The sequence below is a fragment of the Microbacterium sp. MMO-56 genome (assembly GCF_037146215.1).
Lineage (GTDB): Bacteria > Actinomycetota > Actinomycetes > Actinomycetales > Microbacteriaceae > Microbacterium.
The window spans coordinates 12,337-34,078 of the sequence record NZ_JBBCVW010000006.1; the positions used below are offsets into that span (position 1 = coordinate 12,337).

20 protein-coding genes are annotated in these 21,742 nt (G+C 72.2%); 7 read left to right on the plus strand and 13 right to left on the minus strand.

Going from position 1 to position 21,742, the window contains the following annotated elements; all coding sequences use genetic code 11:
- Nucleotides 1-14 precede the first annotated feature (14 nt).
- Entirely contained in the window at nucleotides 15-692 is a 678-nt protein-coding gene (locus tag WFI00_RS07070) for a helix-turn-helix domain-containing protein (protein ID WP_336632080.1), read from the plus strand.
- On the opposite strand, the gene WFI00_RS07075 is transcribed toward WFI00_RS07070, so the two are convergent.
- The 5 genes from WFI00_RS07075 to WFI00_RS07095 all read right to left on the minus strand — a co-directional run bounded on the left by WFI00_RS07075 (nucleotide 668) and on the right by WFI00_RS07095 (nucleotide 6,589).
- Nucleotides 668-1,066: a VOC family protein gene (locus WFI00_RS07075; protein WP_336632079.1), complete on the minus strand. Its 399-nt coding sequence runs from the start codon at nucleotides 1,064-1,066 to the stop codon at nucleotides 668-670. The two genes, WFI00_RS07070 and WFI00_RS07075, sit on opposite strands and share 25 nt — an antisense overlap.
- 64 nt (nucleotides 1,067-1,130) lie before the next feature.
- Nucleotides 1,131-2,786 (minus strand): ABC transporter ATP-binding protein, encoded by a 1,656-nt coding sequence (locus WFI00_RS07080; RefSeq protein WP_336632078.1) that lies wholly within the window; start codon nucleotides 2,784-2,786, stop codon nucleotides 1,131-1,133.
- On the minus strand, nucleotides 2,786-3,784 hold the full coding sequence (locus tag WFI00_RS07085; protein ID WP_336632077.1) for an ABC transporter permease: 999 nt from the start codon (nucleotides 3,782-3,784) through the stop codon (nucleotides 2,786-2,788). The genes WFI00_RS07080 and WFI00_RS07085 overlap by 1 nt, the downstream gene beginning before the upstream one ends.
- A 1-nt stretch (nucleotide 3,785) precedes the next feature.
- Nucleotides 3,786-4,874, minus strand: a complete 1,089-nt coding sequence (locus tag WFI00_RS07090) for an ABC transporter permease (RefSeq protein ID WP_336632076.1) — start codon at nucleotides 4,872-4,874, stop codon at nucleotides 3,786-3,788.
- 71 nt (nucleotides 4,875-4,945) lie between these two features.
- Nucleotides 4,946-6,589: an ABC transporter substrate-binding protein gene (locus WFI00_RS07095; RefSeq protein ID WP_336632075.1), complete on the minus strand. Its 1,644-nt coding sequence runs from the start codon at nucleotides 6,587-6,589 to the stop codon at nucleotides 4,946-4,948.
- Nucleotides 6,590-6,819: 230 nt separating this feature from the next.
- Between WFI00_RS07095 and WFI00_RS07100 the strand changes: the two genes are divergently transcribed.
- The 4 genes from WFI00_RS07100 (at nucleotide 6,820) to WFI00_RS07115 (ending at nucleotide 10,403) form a co-directional block, all read left to right on the plus strand.
- Complete coding sequence (locus WFI00_RS07100) at nucleotides 6,820-7,725, plus strand: ABC transporter ATP-binding protein (protein ID WP_336632074.1); 906 nt, start codon at nucleotides 6,820-6,822, stop codon at nucleotides 7,723-7,725.
- Nucleotides 7,722-8,543: an ABC transporter permease gene (locus tag WFI00_RS07105; protein WP_336632073.1), complete on the plus strand. Its 822-nt coding sequence runs from the start codon at nucleotides 7,722-7,724 to the stop codon at nucleotides 8,541-8,543. Before WFI00_RS07100 ends, WFI00_RS07105 begins: the two co-directional genes overlap by 4 nt.
- Nucleotides 8,544-8,631: 88 nt before the next feature.
- Nucleotides 8,632-9,801 carry a sensor histidine kinase gene (locus WFI00_RS07110; protein ID WP_336632072.1) on the plus strand — a complete coding sequence of 390 codons (1,170 nt, stop codon included), beginning with the start codon at nucleotides 8,632-8,634 and terminating at the stop codon, nucleotides 9,799-9,801.
- Complete coding sequence (locus WFI00_RS07115) at nucleotides 9,798-10,403, plus strand: response regulator transcription factor (RefSeq protein WP_336632071.1); 606 nt, start codon at nucleotides 9,798-9,800, stop codon at nucleotides 10,401-10,403. The genes WFI00_RS07110 and WFI00_RS07115 overlap by 4 nt, the downstream gene beginning before the upstream one ends.
- Here WFI00_RS07115 and WFI00_RS07120 read toward each other — a convergent pair.
- Nucleotides 10,400-10,843: a MarR family winged helix-turn-helix transcriptional regulator gene (locus WFI00_RS07120; protein ID WP_336632070.1), complete on the minus strand. Its 444-nt coding sequence runs from the start codon at nucleotides 10,841-10,843 to the stop codon at nucleotides 10,400-10,402. The genes WFI00_RS07115 and WFI00_RS07120 overlap by 4 nt on opposite strands.
- A gap of 57 nt (nucleotides 10,844-10,900) precedes the next feature.
- On the opposite strand from WFI00_RS07120, the gene WFI00_RS07125 reads away from it, so the two are divergent.
- Nucleotides 10,901-11,269 (plus strand): VOC family protein, encoded by a 369-nt coding sequence (locus WFI00_RS07125; RefSeq protein WP_336632069.1) that lies wholly within the window; start codon nucleotides 10,901-10,903, stop codon nucleotides 11,267-11,269.
- Between the two features lie 70 nt (nucleotides 11,270-11,339).
- Here WFI00_RS07125 and WFI00_RS07130 read toward each other — a convergent pair whose 3' ends face one another.
- The 3 genes from WFI00_RS07130 to WFI00_RS07140 all read right to left on the minus strand — a co-directional run bounded on the left by WFI00_RS07130 (nucleotide 11,340) and on the right by WFI00_RS07140 (nucleotide 13,874).
- Complete coding sequence (locus tag WFI00_RS07130) at nucleotides 11,340-11,723, minus strand: DUF779 domain-containing protein (RefSeq protein ID WP_336632068.1); 384 nt, start codon at nucleotides 11,721-11,723, stop codon at nucleotides 11,340-11,342.
- 11 nt (nucleotides 11,724-11,734) lie between these two features.
- Nucleotides 11,735-13,282, minus strand: a complete 1,548-nt coding sequence (gene exaC, locus WFI00_RS07135) for an acetaldehyde dehydrogenase ExaC (protein WP_336632067.1) — start codon at nucleotides 13,280-13,282, stop codon at nucleotides 11,735-11,737.
- A 103-nt stretch (nucleotides 13,283-13,385) separates the two neighbouring features.
- Nucleotides 13,386-13,874, minus strand: coding sequence for a MarR family winged helix-turn-helix transcriptional regulator (locus WFI00_RS07140; protein ID WP_336632066.1), 489 nt, complete (start codon nucleotides 13,872-13,874; stop codon nucleotides 13,386-13,388).
- Nucleotides 13,875-13,914: 40 nt separating this feature from the next.
- On the opposite strand from WFI00_RS07140, the gene WFI00_RS07145 reads away from it, so the two are divergent.
- Nucleotides 13,915-14,808: a DMT family transporter gene (locus tag WFI00_RS07145; RefSeq protein ID WP_336632065.1), complete on the plus strand. Its 894-nt coding sequence runs from the start codon at nucleotides 13,915-13,917 to the stop codon at nucleotides 14,806-14,808.
- Between the two features lie 68 nt (nucleotides 14,809-14,876).
- Here the strand turns inward: WFI00_RS07145 and malQ are convergent, their stop codons facing one another.
- From malQ to WFI00_RS07165, 4 genes are all read right to left on the minus strand, one after another.
- Nucleotides 14,877-17,024, minus strand: a complete 2,148-nt coding sequence (gene malQ / locus WFI00_RS07150) for a 4-alpha-glucanotransferase (RefSeq protein ID WP_336632064.1) — start codon at nucleotides 17,022-17,024, stop codon at nucleotides 14,877-14,879.
- A gap of 62 nt (nucleotides 17,025-17,086) precedes the next feature.
- Complete coding sequence (locus WFI00_RS07155; RefSeq protein ID WP_336632063.1) at nucleotides 17,087-18,418, minus strand: GAF domain-containing protein; 1,332 nt, start codon at nucleotides 18,416-18,418, stop codon at nucleotides 17,087-17,089.
- Nucleotides 18,419-18,601: 183 nt separating this feature from the next.
- A complete protein-coding gene (locus WFI00_RS07160) occupies nucleotides 18,602-20,041 on the minus strand; it encodes a CCA tRNA nucleotidyltransferase (RefSeq protein ID WP_336632062.1) in 1,440 nt (479 codons plus the stop codon).
- A gap of 38 nt (nucleotides 20,042-20,079) precedes the next feature.
- Nucleotides 20,080-21,633: a DUF7059 domain-containing protein gene (locus WFI00_RS07165; RefSeq protein WP_336632061.1), complete on the minus strand. Its 1,554-nt coding sequence runs from the start codon at nucleotides 21,631-21,633 to the stop codon at nucleotides 20,080-20,082.
- Between the last annotated feature and the right edge of the window lie 109 nt (nucleotides 21,634-21,742).

Here is a 21,742-nt window from a genome sequence, read left to right on the forward strand (position 1 = left end):
GGGACAATGGCGCGATGTACGTGGAGCGGCCGTTGCCGCACGGCTCGGCCGCCTGGCGCTCGCTCGGCGCGGCGGCGACGACCCTCCCCGCCGACGGGTGCCTCGACCTCATCGTGCGCGAGGGCTCGGTGCTCGTCGCGGGTCCGTCGACACGACCGATCCAGACCCTGCCCGACGGTGTCACCGGCTCGTTCGGCCTCCGGATCTCCCCCGGACTCGCCGCGGGCATCGTGCGGGTGGGGCTCGGCGAGCTCTCCGATCTCCTCCTGCCGCTCGACGCCGTGTCGGACCGCTCCCTCGTGAACCGGCTGACCGGGATCCTGCTCCCCTTCGGTGACGGCCCTCGCCCGATGGCCGAGCTCGCGCGGCTCGTCGCCGAGAGCCCCGACCGGGCGTGGGCCGGGCGCATCGTCACGCACGCCCGCGCGCGCCGCTCGCTGGGGGAGGTCGTCGCCGCGGAGGGCACGCCGGAGCGCACGCTGCGGCGTCGCGTCCGCGCCTCCTTCGGCTACGGTTACGGCACGCTGGTCCGGCTCGAACGGGCGCGCAGCGCGCAACGCCTGATCCGCGCGGGCGCCTCCGTCGCGGAGGCGGCCGCCCGCGCGGGATACGCCGACCAGCCGCACCTCACGCGGGAGTTCCGGCGCATCGTCGGCGCCACCCCGGCTCAGTTCGCGGCGAGCGGCGCGTAGAGGTCGATCGAGTTCCCGTCGGGGTCGAGCACGGTCGCGTACCGCTGCCCCCAGAACGCGTCCCAGGGGGCGACGTGGCCGGGGTATCCCGCCGCGACCAGGGTGGCGTACGCGGCGTCCACCTCCGCCGGGTGCTCGTGCGCGAAGGCGAGCGCGATCCGGTGCCCGCCCTCCGCGGGCTCGTATCCGGGGTCGAACGTGCGGATGGTGTCGACGGTGTCCCAGGCGAGGGCGGTGCCGTCGTCCAGGACCGCGTCGACGTGCGGTGCGTCGTCCTGACCATCGTCGATGCGGACACCGAGCGTGCGGTAGAACGCGAGCGAGGCCGCCATGTCGCGGGTGACGATTCCGATGAAGCCGAGAGCGAGTGCCATGCCTCCACGCTAGGAGCGACGGCCGCCGCGCGCGAGAACGGAACGGCCACGTCCGTGCCGTCGATCAGCGGCGTGCCGCCTCCCACGCTTCGCGGCGGAGCCGCTGCTCCTCGGGATCGGGCACCGGCAGCGACGCGATGAGCGTGCGCGTGTACGGATCCTGCGGCTCGCCGAGCACGCGGGCCGTCGGTCCCTCCTCGGCGATGAGGCCCTTGTGGAGCACGACGACGCGGTGCGCGAGCATGTCGACGACGGCGAGGTCGTGCGTGATGAACAGCGTCGCGAAGCCGAACCGCTCCTGCAGCTCGCCGAACAGGTCGAGCACCCGCGCCTGCACGGACACGTCCAGCGCGCTCGTCGGCTCGTCGGCAATCAGCAGCTTGGGATCGAGCGCGAGGGCGCGCGCCAGCGACGCGCGCTGCCGCTGGCCGCCCGACAGCTCATGCGGGAACCGGTCGCCGAACGCCTTGGGCAGCTGCACCGCCTCGAGCAGCTCGTCGACCTTGTCGCGCGCGGATGCCGCGCTGCGCGCCCCGCCGTGGACGATCAGCGGCTCGGCGACGCACTGCGCGATGGTGAGCAGCGGGTTGAAGCTTGTCGCGGGATCCTGGAAGACGAACCCCAGCTCGCGCCGCCGGGCGCGGAAGGCCCGCTCGCGCACCCCGTTCATCTCGGTGCCGAGCACCCGCAGCGACCCGCCGGCGACCGGAGTGAGCCCCGCGATCGCGCGCCCGATCGTCGTCTTGCCCGAGCCCGACTCGCCCACGAGTCCGAGCACCTCGCCGGGGCGGATCGTGAAGTCGATCGCGTGGACGGCGCGGAAGGTCGGACTGCCCAGGCGGCCCGGGTACTCGATCACCAGGCCCCGCGCCTCGACGACGGGTGCGACGGCGGGATCGGCCTGCGGAGGCCGAGGGCGATCGGTGAGCCGGACCCGCGGCACGGCGGCGAGCAGGCGCCGGGTGTACTCGTGCTGCGGGTGGGCGAACATCTCGGCGACCGGCGCCGTCTCGACGATCTCGCCGTCGAGCATGACCGCGACGCGGTCCGCGAGGTCGGCGACGACACCCATGTTGTGCGTGATGAGCACGATCGCCGTGCCCGTCTCGTCGCGCAGTCGCCGCAGCAGGTCGAGGATCTCGGCCTGGACCGTCACGTCGAGCGCCGTCGTCGGCTCGTCGGCGAGGATCACTCCGGGGCCGAGGGCGAGGGCCATCGCGATGACGATGCGCTGCTTCTGGCCCCCGGAGAACTGGTGCGGGTAGTCGTTCACCCGTCGCTCCGGCTCGGGGATGCCGACGCGCCCCAGCATCTCGACGGCGGTCGCCTTGGCCTCGGCGGCGGTGTATCGGCCATGGGCACGCAGCCCCTCGGCCAGCTGCCAGCCGACCGTGAACACGGGGTTGAGCGCCGTCGAGGGCTCCTGGAAGATCATCGCCGCCTTCGGGCCGCGCACCGCGCGCAGCGCGTCGCCGGTGAGCCCGACGACGTCGACGCCGTCGAGCAGCACGGCACCGCGGGTGGTCGCCGTGTCGGGCAGCAGCCCCAGGATCGAGCGGGCGGTGACCGTCTTGCCGCTGCCCGACTCGCCGACGATCGCGAGCACCTCGCCCGGGCGCACGTCGAGCGACACGTCGCGCACGGCGTGCACGTCGCCGCCATCCGTCGAGAACGTGATGTCGAGGTCGCGGATCTCCACCGCGCGGGCGTCGGATGCCATCACTGCACCTCTCCCAGGAACTCCTGCGCCGTGGTCTGCTGCGACGCGACGGCGTCGGCCGGCGTCTGCGCCGCCTTCGACCGGCGCCGGGCGCGCAGACGCGGGTCGGCCAGGTCGTTGAGGCTCTCGCCGATGAGCGTGATGCCGAGGATCGTGAGCACGATCGCGACACCCGGCGGGATCGCGGTCCACCAGATGCCCGCCGCCACGTCGCTGATCGACTTGTTGAGGTCGTAGCCCCATTCCGCGGCGGCGGTGGGCTGGATCCCGAACCCGAGGAAGCCGAGGGCGGCGAGCGTCGCGATCGCCTCGGACGCGTTCAGCGTCACGATGAGGGGCAGCGTCCGGGTCGAGTTCCGCAGCACGTGCCGGAACATGATCCGCGGCGTCGAGGCGCCGATGACCTTCGCCGACTCGACGAACGCCTCGGACTTGACACGCACCACCTCGGCGCGCACGACGCGGAAGTACTGCGGGATGAACACGACCGTGATGGATGCCGCCGCGGCCAGCACGCCGTACCACAGGCCCGACTGGCCGCCCGAGATCGCGATGGCGACGACGATGGCCAACAGCAGCGTCGGGAACGCGTAGATCGCGTCGGCGACGACGACGAGCACGCGGTCGACCCAGCCGCCGAGGTACCCGGAGAGCAGCCCCAGCAGGATGCCGACGAACACCGACAGCACGATGGCGACGATGACGACGTACAGCGCGGTCTGGGCACCCCAGATGACGCGCGACAGCACGTCGAACCCGCCGACGGTGGTGCCGAGGAGGTGCTGCGGGCTCGGCGGCTGCTGCGCGCCGAAGTTGACGCCGTCCGCGCTCGTGAGCTGCGCGTAGCCGTAGGGCGCGAGCCACGGAGCGAAGATCGCCGTCAGCACGAACAGGCCCGTCAGCACGAGGCCGGCGACGAGCATCCCGCGCTGGAGCCCCACGCTCTGGCGCAGCTGGTGGACCACCGGCAGACGGTCGAGGAGGCGGATCTTCGCCATGTCAGAACCTCACTCGGGGGTCGATGAACGCCGCGATGATGTCCACGACGAAGTTCGTGACGGCGACGATGATCGCGATCATCGCGACGATGCCCTGCACGGCGACGAAGTCGCGCGAGGACAGGTACGCCGCGAGCTGGAAGCCCAGCCCCTTCCACTCGAAGGTGGTCTCGGTGAGCACGGCCCCGCCGAGCATGAGCGCGATCTGCAGGCCGATGACGGTGATGATCGGGATGAGCGCGGGCTTGTAGGCGTGCGTGCGCACGAGCCGGCTCTCCCGGACGCCGCGCGAGCGGGCGGCGTCGATGTAGGGCATGTTGTACGTGCCGATGACGTTGGTGCGCACGAGCCGCAGGAAGATGCCCGCCGTGAGCAGCCCCAGGGTGAGCGCCGGGAGGACCGCGTGGGCGAGCACGTCGCCGATGTAGGCGGGGTTCCCGCTCGCGATCGCGTCGATGAGGTAGATCCCGGTTCCGCCGTCGCGCTGCAGTGCGATCTCGGTGCGGACGTTGGCGCGCCCCGAGACCGGCAGCCACCCGAGCCAGACCGAGAAGACGAGCTTCGCGACCAGGCCCGCGAAGAAGACGGGGGTCGCGTAGAAGAGGATCGCGCTGACGCGCAGCACCGCGTCGGGCCAGCGGTCGCGCAGCGCGGCGGCGACCATGCCGAGCGGGAGCCCCACGATGAAGGCGACGATGAGCGCGTAGACGACGAGCTCGAACGTCGCCAGACCGTAGGTGGCGAGCACCTGGACCACGGGCTGCTTGTCGGTGATCGTGGTCCCGAAGTCGAACCGGAGGATCTGGCCGAGGTACTCGAGGTACTGGACGAAGATGTTCCGGTCGTACCCGGCCTCGTGGATCCGCTCGGCGAGCTGGTCGGCCGGCAGACGCCCGCCGAGGGCGGCGGTGATGGGGTCGCCGGTCATCCGGATGAGGAAGAAGACCAGGGTGACCAGGATCAGCACGGTCGGGAAGATCAGCAGGAAGCGGATCAGGATGTACCGCCCGAGGGTGCCTCCGCCACCGCGGCGGCGCGGGACCTCGAGGGCGGGGGGCGGCTCGGCGACCGTGGCGGCGTCGGTGGTCATGGGTGCCTACTCTACGGAGGGAACCCGCGGCCGCCGGGTGATCCGGCGGCCGCGGGTTCGGCGAGGTGTCGTTACTTGGTGATCGGCGCGAAGCGCAGCTTGAACGACGCGTCGAGCGTCACCCCGGTGACGTCCGCACCGGTGACCGAGACCTGCGCGCCCTGCAGCAGCGGCACCGTCGACAGGTCCTTCGCGACGAGCTCCTGGATCTGCTCGATCTCGGAGGTGCGCTTCGCGGCATCCGTCTCCACCGCCTGCTGGAGGATCAGGTCGTTGACCTGCGGGTTGACGTAGTGGTTGCCGAGGAAGTTCTTCTCCAGGAAGAAGGGCGTCAGGTAGTTGTCGGCGTCGGAGTAGTCCGGGAACCAGCCGAGCTGGTAGGCCGGGTACACGTCGGCGGTGCGGTCCTTGGAGTACTGCACCCACTCCGTCGACTGCAGGTCGACCGAGAACAGACCGTCCTTCTCGAGCTGCGACTTCACCAGGGCGTACTCGTCGCCCGACGAGGGACCGTAGTGGTCGGGGCTGTACTGCAGGCTGAGCGCGACCGGGGTGGTGACACCGGCGGCCTCGAGGGTCGCCTTCGCCTTCGCCGCGTCCGGGCCGCCGTCGCCGTCGCCGTAGAGGCCCTTCAGCGCATCGGTCGCGCCGGTGAAGCCCTCGGGCACGTACGAGTAGAGCGGCGTGTAGGTGCCCTTGTAGACCTGGGTCGAGATCGCGTCGCGGTCGACCAGGTCGGCCACCGCCTGACGGACGGCGAGCGCCTTGGCCGGGTCGGCGTCGGCGGTCGTGGCGCCGTACGGCTGCGTGTTGAAGTTGAAGACGATGTAGCGGATCTCACCGCCGGGGCCGTCGACGACCTTGACCTTGTCGTTGCCCTTGAGGTCGTCGACGTCGGTGGCCGACAGGCTCCGGTACGCGACGTCGACATCGCCCTGCTGGACGGCGAGCTTCAGGTTCGAGGACTCGGCGAAGTAGCTGAGGATGACCCCGCTGTTGACCGGCGCCGGCAGCAGCCCCTTGTAGTTCTCGTTGGGCGAGAACTCGACGGACTTGTTGAAGTCCCACGCCGTGATCTTGTACGGACCGCCGAACGCGTCGCCCGAGACGATGTCGTCGTCGGGCGTGACCGCGTCGGCCGAGAAGACCTCCTCGTCGACGATCGCACCGGGGAAGCTCGTCAAGATGTACGGGAAGACCTGGTCGTTCGGCGTCTTCAGCGTGAACACGACGGTGGTGTCGTCGGGGGTCGCGACGCTGTCGAGGTTGTACAGGAGGCTGGAGGCGCCGTTGGGGTCCGCGATCTTGAGGTTGCGGTCGAATGAGAACTTCACGTCCGACGAGGTGAGGTCGTGGCCGTTGGCCCACTTCAGCCCCGCGGGGAGCTTCACGGTGTACTCGGTCGGCGAGGTGAACTCGGCGGACTCGGCCAGGTCGGGGACGACCTCGGTGGAGTTGTAGTCCGTGTTGACGAGGTACGGGAAGACCTGGGTCTGCACGGCGAGCGAGCCGTTGTCGTACGAGCCGGCGGGGTCGAGCGTCGTCACCTTGTCGGTGGTGCCGACGATGATCGACTCGCCGGACGCGGAGCCGGTGCTCTCACCGCTGCCGCCGCCGGCGCAGCCCGCGAGGAGGAGGGAGGCGACGCCGAGCGTCGTCGCGACGCCGAGGAGTCGTGCCCGCGCTGCTGCGCGGGACGTGTGGTGCTGTGCCATGGATGTGACCTCTGCTGTGGATGTCGACGGTCCCGCGGGAACGCGAGACCGATTTCCGCCATCCTTCCCCGAATGACGGGCGGGCACACCGTGATGACGGCATTCGTAACGAGACTGAAACCGAGTGTCATCCGGCGTGGGACGGATCCGACGGACCGTGACGAATGTCATGTCGGCGTCGTGACGCGCGTGTGAGGGCGGCGCGCCGCCGCAGGAGCAGAGTCGGAGGCATGGATGAGAACCAGGAGATCCTCGCGGTCGACGCCGCAGGATTGCAGAAGAGCTTCGGCGCGGTGCGAGCGGTGGACGGCGTGGATCTGCGCGTCCGCCCGGGCGAGATCGTCGCCTTCCTCGGGCCGAACGGTGCCGGCAAGACCACGACCATCGACATGCTGCTGGGGCTCTCCGAGCCCGACGCGGGCGCCGTGCGGGTGTTCGGGGAGAGCCCGCGCGCGGCGATCGCCCACGGACTCGTGTCGGCGGTGCTGCAGACCGGTGGGCTGCTGAAGGACCTCACGGTCCGCGAGACCCTCGCCCTCACCGCCAGCCTCTTCGCCGAGACGCGACCGGTCGACGAGGTCATGCGCCGGGCGGGCATCGAGGAGATCGGCGACCGCCGGGTCGGACTCTGCTCCGGTGGACAGCAGCAGCGCCTGCGCTTCGCGATGGCGCTGCTGAGCGACCCGGGCCTGCTCATCCTCGACGAGCCGACGACGGGCATGGACGTCGAGGGCCGGCGCGCGTTCTGGAGCGCGATCCGCGCCGACGCCGCCCGCGGCCGGACGGTCCTGTTCGCGACCCACTACCTCGACGAGGCGGACGAGTACGCCGACCGGATCGTGCTCATGAGCCGAGGCCGCATCGTCGCGGACGGCACGACGTCGGAGATCAAGAACCTCGTCTCCGGCCGCATCGTGCGGGCGACCCTGCCGCAGGCCGATCCCGCGGCCCTCGCCGCCCTCCCCTCCGTCGACGACGTCGAACTCGCCGGCGAGCGCGTCACGATCCACACCAAGGACTCGGATGCCGTCGCCCGCCACCTCCTGACCGCGACCGCCGCGCGCGACGTCGAGATCACCGCCCAGAACCTCGAGAGCGTGTTCCTCGCCCTCACCTCCGAAGGAGTCTCCGCATGAGCACCACGTCCCCCGCCGCCGCATCCCGGGTGTCGCTCGATCGCCGCGTCCCGCCGCTCGGCGGCTTCACCCTCACCTACCTCGGCATCGAGCTGAAGCGGCGCCTGCGCAACCGGCGCACGATCTTCTTCACCATCGCCTTCCCGATCCTGATGTACGTGCTGATCGGTCTGCCGCTGCGCGACCAGCCCCTCACCGACGTCCCGATCGTCCAGGGCGGCCTGTCGGTCGCCGCCTACATCATGGTCTCGATGGCCATGTACGGCGCGATGATGTCGGCCACCCAGACCGGGGCCGCCGTCGCGGTCGAGCGCGCGCAGGGCTGGAGCCGGCAGCTGCGGCTGACCCCGCTCAACCCCCTCGTCAACATCATCATCAAGATGATCGCGGGCATGGTCCTCGGGCTCCTCGCCGTCGTCGCGACCTACGTCGCGGGCGCCGTGAGCGGAGTACAGCTCACCCCCGTCGAGTGGATCGTGACGGGTCTGGTCGGGTGGGTACTGGCCAGCGCCGTGTTCACGACCCTGGGCCTGTTCGTCGGCTACCTCATGCCGAGCGAGAACGCGGCGCAGGTGACGAGCCTCATCGTCGTCTTCCTGTCGTTCCTGGGCGGGCTGTTCTACCCGCTGAACAGCATGCCTGACTTCATGCAGACCATCGCGACCTTCACCCCCGTGTACGGCATCAGCCAGCTCGCGCGCTCTCCGCTGACGGGAGAGAGCTTCGACATCCTGTGGCTCGTGAATGCGCTCGTGTGGCTCGGGATCTTCATCGCGGGCACCACGTGGGCCTTCCGCCGCGACACGAAGCGCGTGTGACGGGGAGTCCGGCGATGCGGCATCCGACGGCCGGACATCCGGCGGCCAGGCGTCCGGCGGCGGGGAAGGCGCCTCTACAGTGAGGACCGTGCCCCCAGCGACCGACGGCGAGACCGCACCCCGACACGGCGGGCCGGGCTGGATGATCCAGCCCGGCCCCGGCGGTGCGCCGCGGACGGTGCGGGAGGTCCTCACCGCCCGGGGCGCGGTGCGCTGGTACTCGGGGGCGGCCCTCTCGCTGATCTGGCTGTTCACGGCCGTGCCCACCCTGACGACGCAGCACGGACCGTTCGCAGCGGTGATCCCGATCATCCTCCTCGTCGTCTTCGCGGTCGGATTCCTCGTGGGGGCCCCGCTGTCGTGGTCCGCTCCCACCTCCCGCCGTCTCGTGCCGGCGGCCGCCCTGTTCGCGCTGTCGTTCACGCTCTTCCCGTGGCTCGGATGGGAGGTGCGCGGCTTCTGGACCTACGTCGGGGTCCTCGTCGGGATGGCGATGGTCTCGGTGCGCCTCACCTGGCTGCTGCTGTTCGCCCTCGCCGCCGCGGCGCTGTTCTCCGGCGTCGCCCTCGTCGGCTGGGAGGACGAGATCCTGTGGATCCCCGGGATCCTCATCTCGATCTCCGCGATGATGGCGGCCTTCGCCCGCAACATCGCGGCGATCAACGAGCTGCGCGCGACGCAGCACCAGATGGCCGTGCTCGCCGTCGAGCGGGAGCGCAGCCGCGTGGCGCGCGACCTGCACGACATCCTCGGCCACTCGCTCACCGTCATCACCGTGAAGACCGAGCTCGCCGGGCGGCTGGTCGACGTCGATCCCGAGCGCGCGCGCACCGAGATCGGCGAGGTCGAGGCCCTCGCCCGCGGAGCGCTCGTCGACGTGCGGGCGACGGTCGCCGGCTTCCGCGGCGTGAGCGTCACGGGCGAGCTCGCCGGAGCGCGGGCGGCGCTGACGGCGGCGGGCATCGAGGCCGACCTCCCCGGCTCCGTCGAGGCCGTCCCCGCCGAGAGCCGCGAGCTGGCCGGGTGGGTCGTGCGCGAGGGTGTCACGAACGTGCTGCGCCACGCGCAGGCCGCGCGGTGCCGCATCCGCATCGACGAGCGCCGGGTGACGATCGACGACGACGGCATCGGCCCGCGCTCGTCCCCGGACGGCGGCTCGGGACTGGCGGGCCTGCGCGGCCGTGTCGAGGCCGCGGGCGGGCGGATGTCGGTGGGCCGGAGCGATCTCGGCGGGTTCTCCCTGCGGGTGACGCTGTGATCCGCCTGCTGATCGCCGACGACCAGGCGCTCGTCCGCGGCGCGCTCTCGGCCCTCCTCGGTCTCGAAGGCGACATCGAGGTCGTCGCGGAGGTCGGTCGGGGCGACGAGGTGCTGGATGCCGCGCGGCGGACGTCCCCCGACGTCGCCCTCCTCGACATCGAGATGCCGGGCATGGACGGGATCACGGCGGCCTCAGCCCTGCATGCGGCGCTCCCCGGCTGCCGCTCGCTGATCGTGACGACGTTCGGGCGGCCGGGCTACCTCACGCGCGCGATGCGCGCGGGGGCATCCGGCTTCGTCGTGAAGGACACACCCGCCGCGCAGCTGGCCGACGCCGTGCGCCGGGTCGCCCAGGGCCTGCGCGTCGTCGATCCGGCACTGGCGGCGGACTCCCTCGCCCAGGGCGAGTCGCCGCTGACCGAGCGCGAGACCGACGTGCTCGCCGTCGCGCGGTCGGGCGGCTCGATCGCCGACATCGCCGGGGCCCTGCACCTGAGCGAGGGCACGGTCCGCAACCACCTGTCGAGCGCGATCGGCAAGACCGGCGCCCGCAACCGCGCCGACGCCGTCCGCGTCGCCGACGAGAACGGCTGGCTCTAGCCCCGCAGCGAGCGGATCATCGCCGCGAGCAGGCGCAGGGCCTCGGCGCGGTCGGGCGCCCCCAGCCCGTCGAGCATGCGCTCTTCGACCCCTCGCACGGCGACGCTCGCCTCGGCGAGGGCGGCGCGCCCCTGCTCCGTGAGCGAGACCGGCAGCACCTTTCCGGTGACGGGCGCGTCGGGGCGCGTGATCGCGCCCTCGTGCTCGAGCTTCTGCAGCAGCACGTTCATCGTCTGGCGGGTGACGAACGTCCCGCGCGCGAGATCCGAGTTCGACAGCCCCGGCCGCTGCGCCAGGAGCTCGAGGCACGCGTAGTGGGTGACGCTCATCCCGAGCGGCCGAAGGACATCCTCCATGGCGGCCCGCAGAGCGCTGGCGGCCTCCTTGAGGCGGTAGCCGACGGACGCCGGCAGGTCCACGCCGCGCTGGTCTTGACTCATGTCAGTATCCTGACATAGTCTCATCGTGTCAGATAACTGACACAGAGAGGATCACCCATGCCCGTCACCGGCCCCGACTTCATCTCCCTCCAGGTGCGCGACCTCGCGGCATCCCAGGCCTTCTACGAACACTTCCTCGGTCTGGTGCGTTCGCCCGCCGGCCCGCCGCACGCCGTCGTCTTCGACACGACGCCGATCGCCTTCGCCGTGCGGGACGTCGTGGACGGCGTCGACCTCGACGCCGTGCCGCAGCCGGGTCTCGGCGCCGCCATCTGGCTGCACGCGACGGACGTCCAGGGGATCCACGACGCCCTCGTCGCGGCCCGCCACACGATCACGTCGGACCCCGTCGACGGCCCGTTCGGGCGGACCTTCACGTTCGCCGACCCGGACGGATACCTCATCACGCTCCACGACCGCGCCTGACGCCCGCACCCCCGACCCCCACGCGGGACGCGAGGCGAGGGCGAGGGGCGAGGCGAGGGGACGCGGGGCGTCAGGCCAGGCCGAAGGCCTCGAGTTCGGCGGCGTCCAGCATCCGGGAGCGGATGAGGAACCGCTTGCCCGTCGGGCCCTCGACGCTGAACCCGGCCCCCCGACCGGGCACGGCGTCGATCGTGAGGTGCGTGTACTTCCAGTACTCGAACTGGGATGCCGACATGTACACCTCGATCGGGTCGTCGAGGCCCGCGTCGATCGTGCCGAGGAGCACGTCGGACGGCCCGGTGATGAACATCCCGATCGGGTAGCACATGGGGGCGCTCCCGTCGCAGCATCCGCCCGACTGGTGGAACATGAGCTTGCCGTGCTGCGCCGTCAGCTGGCGCAGCAGGGCCGCCGCGACATCCGTCACGGCGACCCGGCTGGTCGTGGTGGTCATGGCTCGTCGGCTCAGAAGAAGCCCATCGCGCCTTCGGCGTACGACACGAGCAGGTTCTTCGTCTGCTGGTAGTGGTCGAGCATCTTCAGGTGGTTCTCGCGGCCGATGCCCGACTGCTTGTATCCGCCGAACGCCGCGTGCGCGGGGTACTGGTGGTACGTGTTCGTCCAGACGCGTCCGGCCTCGATCGCGCGACCGGCGCGGTACATCGTGTCGGCCGACCGGCTCCAGACGCCGGCACCCAGGCCGTAGAGCGTGTCGTTGGCGGTGTGGATCGCGCCGTCGAAGTCGTCGAAGCTCGTCACCGAGACGACGGGCCCGAAGATCTCCTCCTGGAAGATGCGCATGCTGTTCTGGCCCTCGAACACCGTCGGCGCCACGTAGTAGCCGCCCGACAGGTCGCCGCCGAGGTCGACCCGCTCGCCGCCGGCGAGGAGCTTGGCCCCCTCCGCCTTGCCGATCTCGATGTAGCTGAGGATCTTCTCGAGCTGGTCGTTGGACGCCTGGGCGCCGATCATCGTCGCGGGGTCGAGCGGGTTGCCCTGCACGATCTTGCCGACGCGCTCCAGCCCGTCACCGAGGAACTGGTCGTAGATCGAGCGCTGGATGAGCGCGCGCGACGGGCACGTGCAGACCTCGCCCTGGTTGAGCGCGAAGAACGTGAAGCCCTCGAGCGCCTTGTCGTAGTAGGCGTCCTTCTGCCGGGCGACGTCCTCGAAGAAGATGTTCGCACTCTTGCCCCCGAGCTCGAGGGTCACCGGGATCAGGTTCTGCGAGGCGTACTGCATGATGAGCCGGCCGGTCGTCGTCTCACCGGTGAAGGCCACCTTGCGGATGCCCTTGTGCTGGGCGAGCGGGGCGCCCGCCTCGATGCCGAAGCCGTTGACGATGTTGACGACACCGGCCGGCAGCAGGTCGCCGATGATGTCGAAGAGGAACAGGATCGACGCCGGCGTCTGCTCGGCGGGCTTCAGGACGACGCAGTTGCCGGCGGCGAGCGCCGGGGCGAGCTTCCAGGTGGCCATCAGCAGCGGGAAGTTCCACGGGATGATCTGGCCGACGACGCCCAGCGGCTCGTGGAAGTGGTACGCGACCGTGTCCTCGTCGATCTGGCTGAGCGATCCCTCCTGAGCGCGCAGCACCCCGGCGAAGTAGCGGAAGTGGTCGATAGCGAGCGGGATGTCGGCGGCGAGCGTCTCACGGACCGGCTTGCCGTTCTCCCACGTCTCGGCGACCGCGATGCGCTCGAGGTTCTCCTCGATGCGGTCGGCGATCTTGTTGAGGATGTTGGCGCGATCGGCGGGAGTCGTCTTCTTCCACGACTGGAATGCCTTCCACGCGACATCCACCGCGCGGTCGATGTCCTCGACGGTGCCGCGGCCGACCTCGGTGAACGGCTTGCCGGTGACGGGCGTGATGTTCTCGAAGTACTGACCCTTGATCGGCTCGACGAACTCGCCGCCGATGTAGTGCCCGTACCGCGGCCGGTAGTCGGCGATGGAGCCGTGGGAGCCGGGTGCGGCGTAGACGCTCGAGACGCCCTCTTCGACGATGGTCATGATGTCTCCTTCGACAGTCCATGAGTGGCGGCAGCAGCGCCGCTTTTCGGATGTCGCCGAAGCTACGCCCCGCAACGTTGCATCTCGTTGCGAGGCGGATCCGCTAGGCCGAGAGCGCCGCGAGCCAGCGACGCGAGGCGTCGCGCAGCGCATCCGCGTCCGCCGGGTCGATGAGGCCCACGAGGCGGTGCTCGTTGGCCAGGTGCGCCGTGACCGCCTCGTCGATCAGCCGTCGGCCCTCCGGGGTGAGACCGATGATGCGCCGGCGACGGTCGGTATCCGCGCCCGTCCGCACGACGAGACCGCGCTCGACGAGCCTGTCCACGCGCTTGGTGAGCCCGCCCGAGGTGACCATGGTGTGGTCGGCGAGCTCACCGGCGGGCAGCTCGAACGGGTCGCCCGCACGCCGCAGGGCCGCCAGCAGGTCGAACTCCGCCTCGCTGAGCCCGAAGCGTGCGTACACGGCGGTGATCTCCTCGGTGAGCGCGCCCGCGAGCCGGTGCAGTCGACCGATGACGCCCTGCGGGCTCGGATCGAGGTCGGGGCGCTCGCGTCGCCACTGCTCCTGGATGACGTCGACACGATCCTTCATGCGGGAGACATTACCTTCCAAGGAAGCTATATTGCCTTCCGTGGAAGATAAATCCTGGCGGTGGATCCTCATCACCGCGATCGCACCGATCGCGTGGGGCAGCACCTACTTCGTGACCCGCCACCTGCTGCCGGCGGACGCTCCGCTGTGGGGTGCCGTGATCCGGTGTCTTCCCGCCGGCGTGATCGTCCTGCTCGTCGCCCGCCGACTGCCCCGGGGCTCGTGGTGGTGGCGGTCGACGCTGCTCGGCGCCCTCACCGTGGGGGGACTCAACGTGCTGGTCTACGTCGCGGCGCAGCGCCTCGCCACGAGCCTCGCCGCAACGATCATGTCGACGTCGGCGGCGGCCTTCCTGCTGCTGAGCTGGGTCGTCCTGCGCCAGCGGCCGACCCTCCGCGCGGTCGGTGCGGCGGGTCTCGGCATCGTCGGCGTGATCATCATGCTCCAGCCCGGAGGAGCGGGCGTCGCACCCGATCCCTGGGGGATCGCGGCGTCCGTCGTCGCGATGCTCGCCTCCTCGCTCGGCTTCGTGCTGACCCGGCGCTGGGGGTCCGACATCCCGCCCCTGACCATGACCTCGTGGCAGCTGGTCGCCGGTTCCCTCGTCGTCGTGCCGTTCGCCGTCGCGGTCGAGGGGGCGCCGCCGGCGCTCGACCTTCCCGCCGTGGCGGGATTCGCGTACGTGATCCTGATCGCGACCGCCGTGGCGTACGCCGCCTGGTTCAGCGGTCTGGCGCGCCTGCCGGGCGCGGTGGTCGGCATCCTTGGGCTCCTGAACCCGGTCACCGGCGTGCTTCTCGGGGTGCTCCTCGGCGGCGAACGGCTCGGCCCCGCGCAGATCGTCGGTCTCGCCCTCGTGCTGGGGGGCGTCGTCGCGGGGGCCCTGACGCCGGCCCGCGCCCCCGGAACGCCCCGCGCCGATCCCGCGACCTGAGCCCGATCGCGACCCGAGCCGACCGGACCCGACCGAAGCGCGCGGGTGCGCGGGTGCGCGGGTGCGCGCTACATCGTCGCGTCGACGGCGGCGAGGAGGGAGGCGAACCGCGGATGCGCCGCGAGGTCGTCGAGCAGCACGACCTTCCCGTCCGCGCCCGCGAGAGGGATCTGCCAGTTGGGGTACTCCGTCGAGGTGCCGGGCTGGTTCTGCGTGCGCCGCTCGCCGACCGCGTCGACGAGTGCGACGCCGAGCAGCTGAGCGGGGGAGGCGGCGATGAGGACGTTGAGCGCCTCGATGACCTCCTGCTCGGTGGGGGCGTCGCCGATCAGGCCCCGGTCGCGCAGGAGTCGCAGCATGCCGGCGCGCTCCGCGTCCGCCTCGGCCAGCTCCTCCTCGACCGGCCGGGTGAGCAGGCCCAGACGAGCCCGGAGGGCGACGTGCTCGTCGGCGAGGTACCCCGCCGTGGGCGGGAGGTCGTGGGTGTTGACGGTCGCGAGAAGCGATTCCCGATAGCTCTCCGGCGGGCGGAATCCGTCGCCCTCCCGCTCGAACCACAGCACGCTCGTGCCGAGGATGCCGCGCGCCGACAGGTAGTCCCGCACCCACGGCTCGACGTTTCCGAGATCCTCCCCGATCAGCACGGCACCGGCGCGCGAGGCCTCGAGCATCAGGACGCCGATCATCGCCTCGTGGTCGTAGCGCACGTAGGTGCCGGCCCCCGGGCCGAGCCCCGCGGGGATCCACCACAGCCGGAACAGTCCGATCACATGGTCGATCCGCAGCGCGCCCGCGTGCCGCAGCAGCGTGCGGATCATGTCCCGCAGCGGCGCGTACCCCGACCGGGCGAGCGCCTCGGGCAGCCAGGGCGGCTGGTTCCACGTCTGACCCTGCTGGTTGTACATGTCCGGCGGAGCACCCACGGCGATGCCGCGCGCGTACATGTCGCGCAGCGACCAGGCATCCGATCCCTTCGCGTGCACACCGACCGCCAGGTCGTGCATCACGCCGATCGCCATGCCGGATGCCTTCGCCGCCTCCTGCGCGCGCTCCACCTGCTGGTCGGCGATCCACTGCAGCCATACGTGGAACGCGACCCGTCCCGAGAGCTCCTCGCGCAGCCGCGCGACGAGCGGGGACGCGATGTCCCCTGCCTCGTCGGGACGGTCCCCGCCGGCATAGTGCTCCTCCAGCGCGCACCAGAGCGCGAAGTCCTGCAGCGGTCCGCCCTCGCGTGCGGCGAACGCGTCGAGCGCGGCGCGGCGCGCGGGCGAGAGCGGCACGACGAAGATGGCGTCGAGCGCCGCACGCTTCGCGGCCCACACCGCGTCACGGTCGATGCGTCCGGGGTCGGTGTCCATCGCGGCGACGGGCGCCCGGGCGGCCTCGACGAGGGCGCGCTCCGTGGGGGTGAGGTAGGCCACCTCGCGGATGTCCTCGGGGCGCACGTACAGCGGTGCGAGGAAGCGGCGTGTCGCGGGGAGGTAGGGCGACGGCTCGATCGGGCAGGTCACCTCGGCCGCGTGGATCGGATTGACGAGCAGGAAGTCCGCTCCCCGCTCGCCGGCGACGGCGGCGAGGTCGCCGAGGTCGCCGAAGTCGCCCATGCCCCAGGAGGCATGCGATCGCACCGAGTAGAGCTGCGCCATCAGTCCCCACCCGCGGCGGCGGCCGGGCCGAGCCGGCGGCGGAGCCATCCGCTCGGGGGTCACCACGAACACGGCGGACGCCGTGCGCACCGGGTCGCCGCCGCCGAAGGGCGTCTCCTCGGCGTGCACCGTGTGCCAGCCGAGCGGGAGGTCGGCGGGGACGGGAACCTCCAGACGCCACCGCCGGACTCCGTCGACGTCCCGCGACGGCGGGGCCTGGGCGGGGATCGGGAGGTCGCGCCATGTGCCGTCCTCGAGGGCGAGCGACAGGCGCACGTCGTGGGCGTCGGCGACGTGGACCGTCAGCGTCCGCGCGCCGGGACGCGACACGAGCGAGGGCGGCAGCAGGGCGCGCCACCGATCGTCCTCCGTCCGCTCCAGCGCGACGGCGGCATCCGAGGTCGCGTCGACCCGCATCGCGGCGAGCACGGCCCGGAGGGTGGATGCGGGCACGCGCACCCGGTCGCCGAAGAACGACCAGTACTCCGTCACGATGCCGTGAGCCTCCGCGAGCCGGGTCAGCTCGGCGCTCGGCACCTCGGCGGCGGCGTCGGTCTCAGCGGTCATGGCATCCCTCCGTCCGCGCCGGGTCGGCGTCTGCGCCCATCCTGACACGGCCCGCCGTGCGCTCACGCCCCGAGCTTCTCCATCCGTGCGACCAGGCCCGCGCGCCGCGGCGAGCGGGCCGGCAGCATCTCGAGGGCGAGCCGGAGGACCTCGACGTCCTCCGCTCCGTCGGCGGTGTCGGTGTAGGCGAGCAGCACCTCGACGGACGCCTCGCTCATGAGGGCCTCACGCAGCGCGAGGCGCACCGAGTCGCGGTACTCCTCGACGCCCGGCGCGTTCGATTCGGGCAGCACCGGACCGCGGTAGGCCGCGAGGGCGACGCGGTGCGCTCCGCGGTCGAGGAGGGACACGACCTGCTGCGCGTCGGTGTGGAGCTGCGCGGGCAGGCGGTACGGGCGCGACGCCGGCACGAGGTGCGGGGCGATCCGCTCCAGGGTCTTGCGCAGCCTGACCATCTCGGGGCGGAGCGTGCCGTCGCCGGCGTCCGGGCCGTAGACGAGCTCGGTCAGGCGCTCGGCCGACAGGCCCTGCCGATGAACCGCCAGCATCAGCAGGATCTCGGCGTGGCGGGCGGACAGCTCCGACGTGGTCTCCCGGCCCGAGCCGGTCACCTCGAGGAGCGCGCGGTCGCGCCCGAGCACCCGCAGCGTCGCCGTCTCCGGCGCCCGCACGGCGTCGCGCGCGGCGGGCCGACGCACGGGGATCGGCGCCGTCGCGGCGCCGCGGGCCCGCAGCCGGGCCACGAGGAGCTCGCCCTCCACCGCACGGGCCGTCGCGTCGACGAGGAGCTGCGCCTGGGGCGTCGCGGCCTCGGCGCCGCCCGTGACGTCGATGACGCCCAGCAGCCGGCGAGTTTCGGGGTCGTGCACGGGTGCGGCGGTGCACGACCACGGCTGGACCAGCCGGTTGAAGTGCTCCGCGCCGTGGATCTGCACCGATCGGCCGAGCGCGAGCGCCGTGCCGGGCGCCGAGGTGCCCACCACCTCCTCGGACCAGTTCGCGCCGGCGACGAAGCCCATCCCGCCCGTGAGGGTGCGCACGCGATGATCCCCCTCGACCCAGAGCAGGCGACCGGCGGCATCGCCCACGGCGACGACGACCCCGGCGTCCGCGTCGGGCTGCAGGAGCCCGCGGATCATGTCCATCGCCCCGGCGAGCGGGTGCGCGCGGCGGTAGGCCTCGAGCTCGTCGTCGACCAGGTCCAGGGGCGGCAGCGCGTCGGCCCCCACGAGGTTCGCCAGCGATCGGCGCCAGGACTCCCGCACGACGCTGCGGATCTGGGCGAGCCGCGGATCGACCGGGTTGCCCCCCACCAGCTCGTCGTGGGCGCGCTCGATCAGCAGCCGGGAGGTCTCGGGTGAGACGTCACGGCGAGACGACCAGGACGACGGCACCGGCGACTCCGATCAGCAGAGCGGTGCCGACAGTCTAGGTCGCCGCGCGTTCCGATAGCAGGCCCGATCGGTGTGAATCCGCCCCGGACCTGCGCCAGGGCCCGGTTCAGCCTGCTTTCGCCCCACCCGGGGCAGCACGCCGGGGCTCGGGCCGGGGCCCGGCCCGGGGCCGGGGCCGGGGATCTACCGGGTGGCCCACCACTGGCGGAGGCGGGCCTCGGCTTCCTCCGGGCCGAGGACGCCCTCGTCGAGCCGCAGCTCCAGCAGGAAGCGGTACGCCTCGCCGACCTCGCGGCCGGGCCCGATGCCCAGCACCTCCTGGATGCGGTTGCCGTCGAGCTCGGGACGGATCGCATCGAGCTCCTCCTGGGCGGCGAGCGCGGCGATGCGGGCCTCGATGTCGTCGTATGCGGCGGCGAGGCGCTGCGCCTTGCGGCGGTTGCGGGTCGTGACGTCGGCACGGGTGAGGATGTGCAGGCGCTCGAGCTCGTCGCCGGCGTCGCGCACGTAGCGGCGCACCGCCGAGTCGGTCCAGGCCCCCTCCGCGTAGCCGAAGAAGCGCAGGTGCTGCTCGACGAGCTGCGTCACGGAGGCGATCGTGTCGGAGTCGAACCGCAGCGCCTGCAGCCGCTTGCGCGCGAGCCGCGCCCCGGTCAGGTCGTGGTGGTGGAAGCTCACCCCGCCGCCGGGCTCGAGCTTGCGCGTCGCGGGCTTGCCGATGTCGTGCAGCAGCGCCGCGAGGCGCAGGGTCACGTCCGGCGCCGCACCCGGATGCCGCGCGTGCTCGAGCTCGATCGTCTGGCGCAGCACCGTCAGCGAGTGCTCGTAGACGTCCTTGTGATGGTGGTGCTCGTCGATCTCGAGCCGGAGGGCGGGGATCTCGGGGAGGATCTCTCCCATCAGTCCCGTGTCCACGAGGATCCGGATGCCGCGGACGGGATCGTCCGACGCGAGGAGCTTCACGAGCTCTCCCTGGATGCGTTCCGGGCTCACGATCCCGATGCTCCCGCGCAGACGCGCCATCGCCTCGAGGGTGTCCGGGCTCACCTCGAAACCGAGCTGCCCCGCGAAGCGCGCGGCGCGCAGCATCCGCAGCGGATCGTCGCCGAAGCTCACCTCCGGGTCGCTCGGGGTGCGCAGCAGGCCTGCGAGGAGGTCCTCGACGCCGCCGCTCGGGTCGACGAGGGCGGGGACGGGGAGCCGCAGCGCCATCGCGCCCACCGTGAAGTCCCGCCGCGCGAGATCGTCGTCGAGGCTGTCGCCGAACGAGACGGTGGGCTTGCGGGTGACGCCGTCGTAGCTGTCGGCGCGGTACGTGGTGATCTCGACCTGCTCGGCGCGGCCGCCGGGTCCGGAGATCTTGGCACCGATCGTCCCGAACGCCCGACCGATGTCCCACGTGGCGGAGGCGAGCGGCTTCACGATCCGCAGGATGTCGTCGGGGCGGGCGTTCGTGGTGAAGTCGAGGTCGTTCACGGCGCGCCCGAGGAGCGCGTCGCGCACGGGACCGCCGACGATCGCGAGCTCGAACCCGGCGTCGGCGAAGGCCGCGCCGAGCTTCGCCGTGATGGGCGAGGTCGCGAGCGCACCCAGCCGGTCGAGCCCCTCGGCCATGTTGAGCATGGGTTCCAGCCTACCGGCGCTTCGCTCGCGCCCCCCGGTCAGGCGAGGCGCAGGAAGCCCGTCATCACCAGCTCGCGCACGCGCGGGAGGAGGTCGGCCCGCAGCGCCACGGGGTCCACCTCGAGGAGCTGGGCGATCGCATCGGAGAGCGAGCCGATCGAGAGGTCGCCGTCCGACGCGCCCACCAGGGCGGCGAGCGCGGGGTCGACCTCGATCGTGCGCGCCAGCCCCCCACCCTGCCGCAGCTCGATCACGCTCGGGGACTCGGCTCCCGGCAGGTGGTGCCGCGCCTCGGTGACGTCCCCGGCGACGAGCGCGGTCGCGGCGGAGAGAGCCGCGTCGTCGAGCTCTGCGAGGACGTCCGCCGCAGCGAGGCCGTCGGCGAGATGAGCGCCGAGCCCGCCGTCGGCGACGCCCTGGGCGAGCGGTCCCGTCACGCGTTCGAACCGGCGCACGGTGGGCGTCCCGGTGGCGGCACGGCGCAGGACGAGATAGCCGAACCCGACCCCGGTCACCCCGCGCTCGGCGAAGTCGGCGAGCCAGGCCTCCACGAGCCTCCCGTACCCCGGCGTCCCCGGCGCGGTCCCGCCGTCGCGCACCCACAGCTCGGCGTAGGCCAGGGGGTCGAGGCGTTCGCGTTCGATCACCCAGGCGTCCAGCGGCACCGGCGAGGCGTCGACCCAGCCGCGCACGCGCTCGAGTCCCTCCGCGCCCGGACGGTCCTCCCAGTTCCCGAGCAGCTGCGCCGTCCCGCCCGGCGACAGGACGGCACCCACGCCCGTCACGAACGCGGCGACGAGGTCGTCGCCGGCGAAGCCGGCGTCGCGGTACTCGTAAGCGGGGACGCCCGCCGCGCGCGGGGTGATGACGAAGGGCGGGTTGGAGACGACACGGTCGAAGGTCTCGCCGCGGACGGGCTCGAACAGGCTGCCCCGGCGCGTCTCGATCCCGTCCACGCCGCACAGGAGCGCGTTCAGCCGCGTGAAGGCGAGGGCGCGCTCGGACACGTCGGTCGCGACGACGCGCTCGGCGAATCGGCGGGCGCGCAGCGCCTGGATGCCGCATCCGGTGCCGAGGTCGAGCACGCGCTCCGCCGGCGTCGGCAGCTGCAGACCCGCCAGGGTGAGCGACGCGCCGCCCACGCCGAGCACGTGCCCGGTCGGCAGCGGGCCGCCCAGAGCCGCCTCGTCGAGATCGCTCGCGATCCACCACTGCTCCACGCCGTCGACGTCCACGACGTCCTGCGGCCGCAGGAGCGCGGCGGGGACCACATGGTCGCCGTCGACCTCGGCGAGGCCCAGCGCGACCAGTCCCGTCGATCCCGTGCGCGGCAGGGCGGCGTCGACGGATGCCCGGGACGTCCGCACCCCGAGGAACAGCAGGCGCGCGAGCGTCGCGATCGTCTCGGTCGGCCCGTCCGGGCGAGACGCCGACAGCGCCGACAGCGCCGGACCGTGCAGACCGTGCCCGACGGCCTCGTCGGCGATCGGTCCCCACGCGCGTCGCACCGCGTCCGCGGTGTAGCCGGCCGCGTGCAGATCGGCGCGCAGATCCGCGCACACCGCCGGGTCGGGCTGGGGGTCCGTGCTCATGGGTCGTCTCCTCCGCTCGCGCCGGTGCGCGGCACCGGCATCCGTCGTCGTGGGTTCTCACGTGCGCACGGCCCGTCTCGGAGAGCGCACAGGGGTATGACCCTAGAAT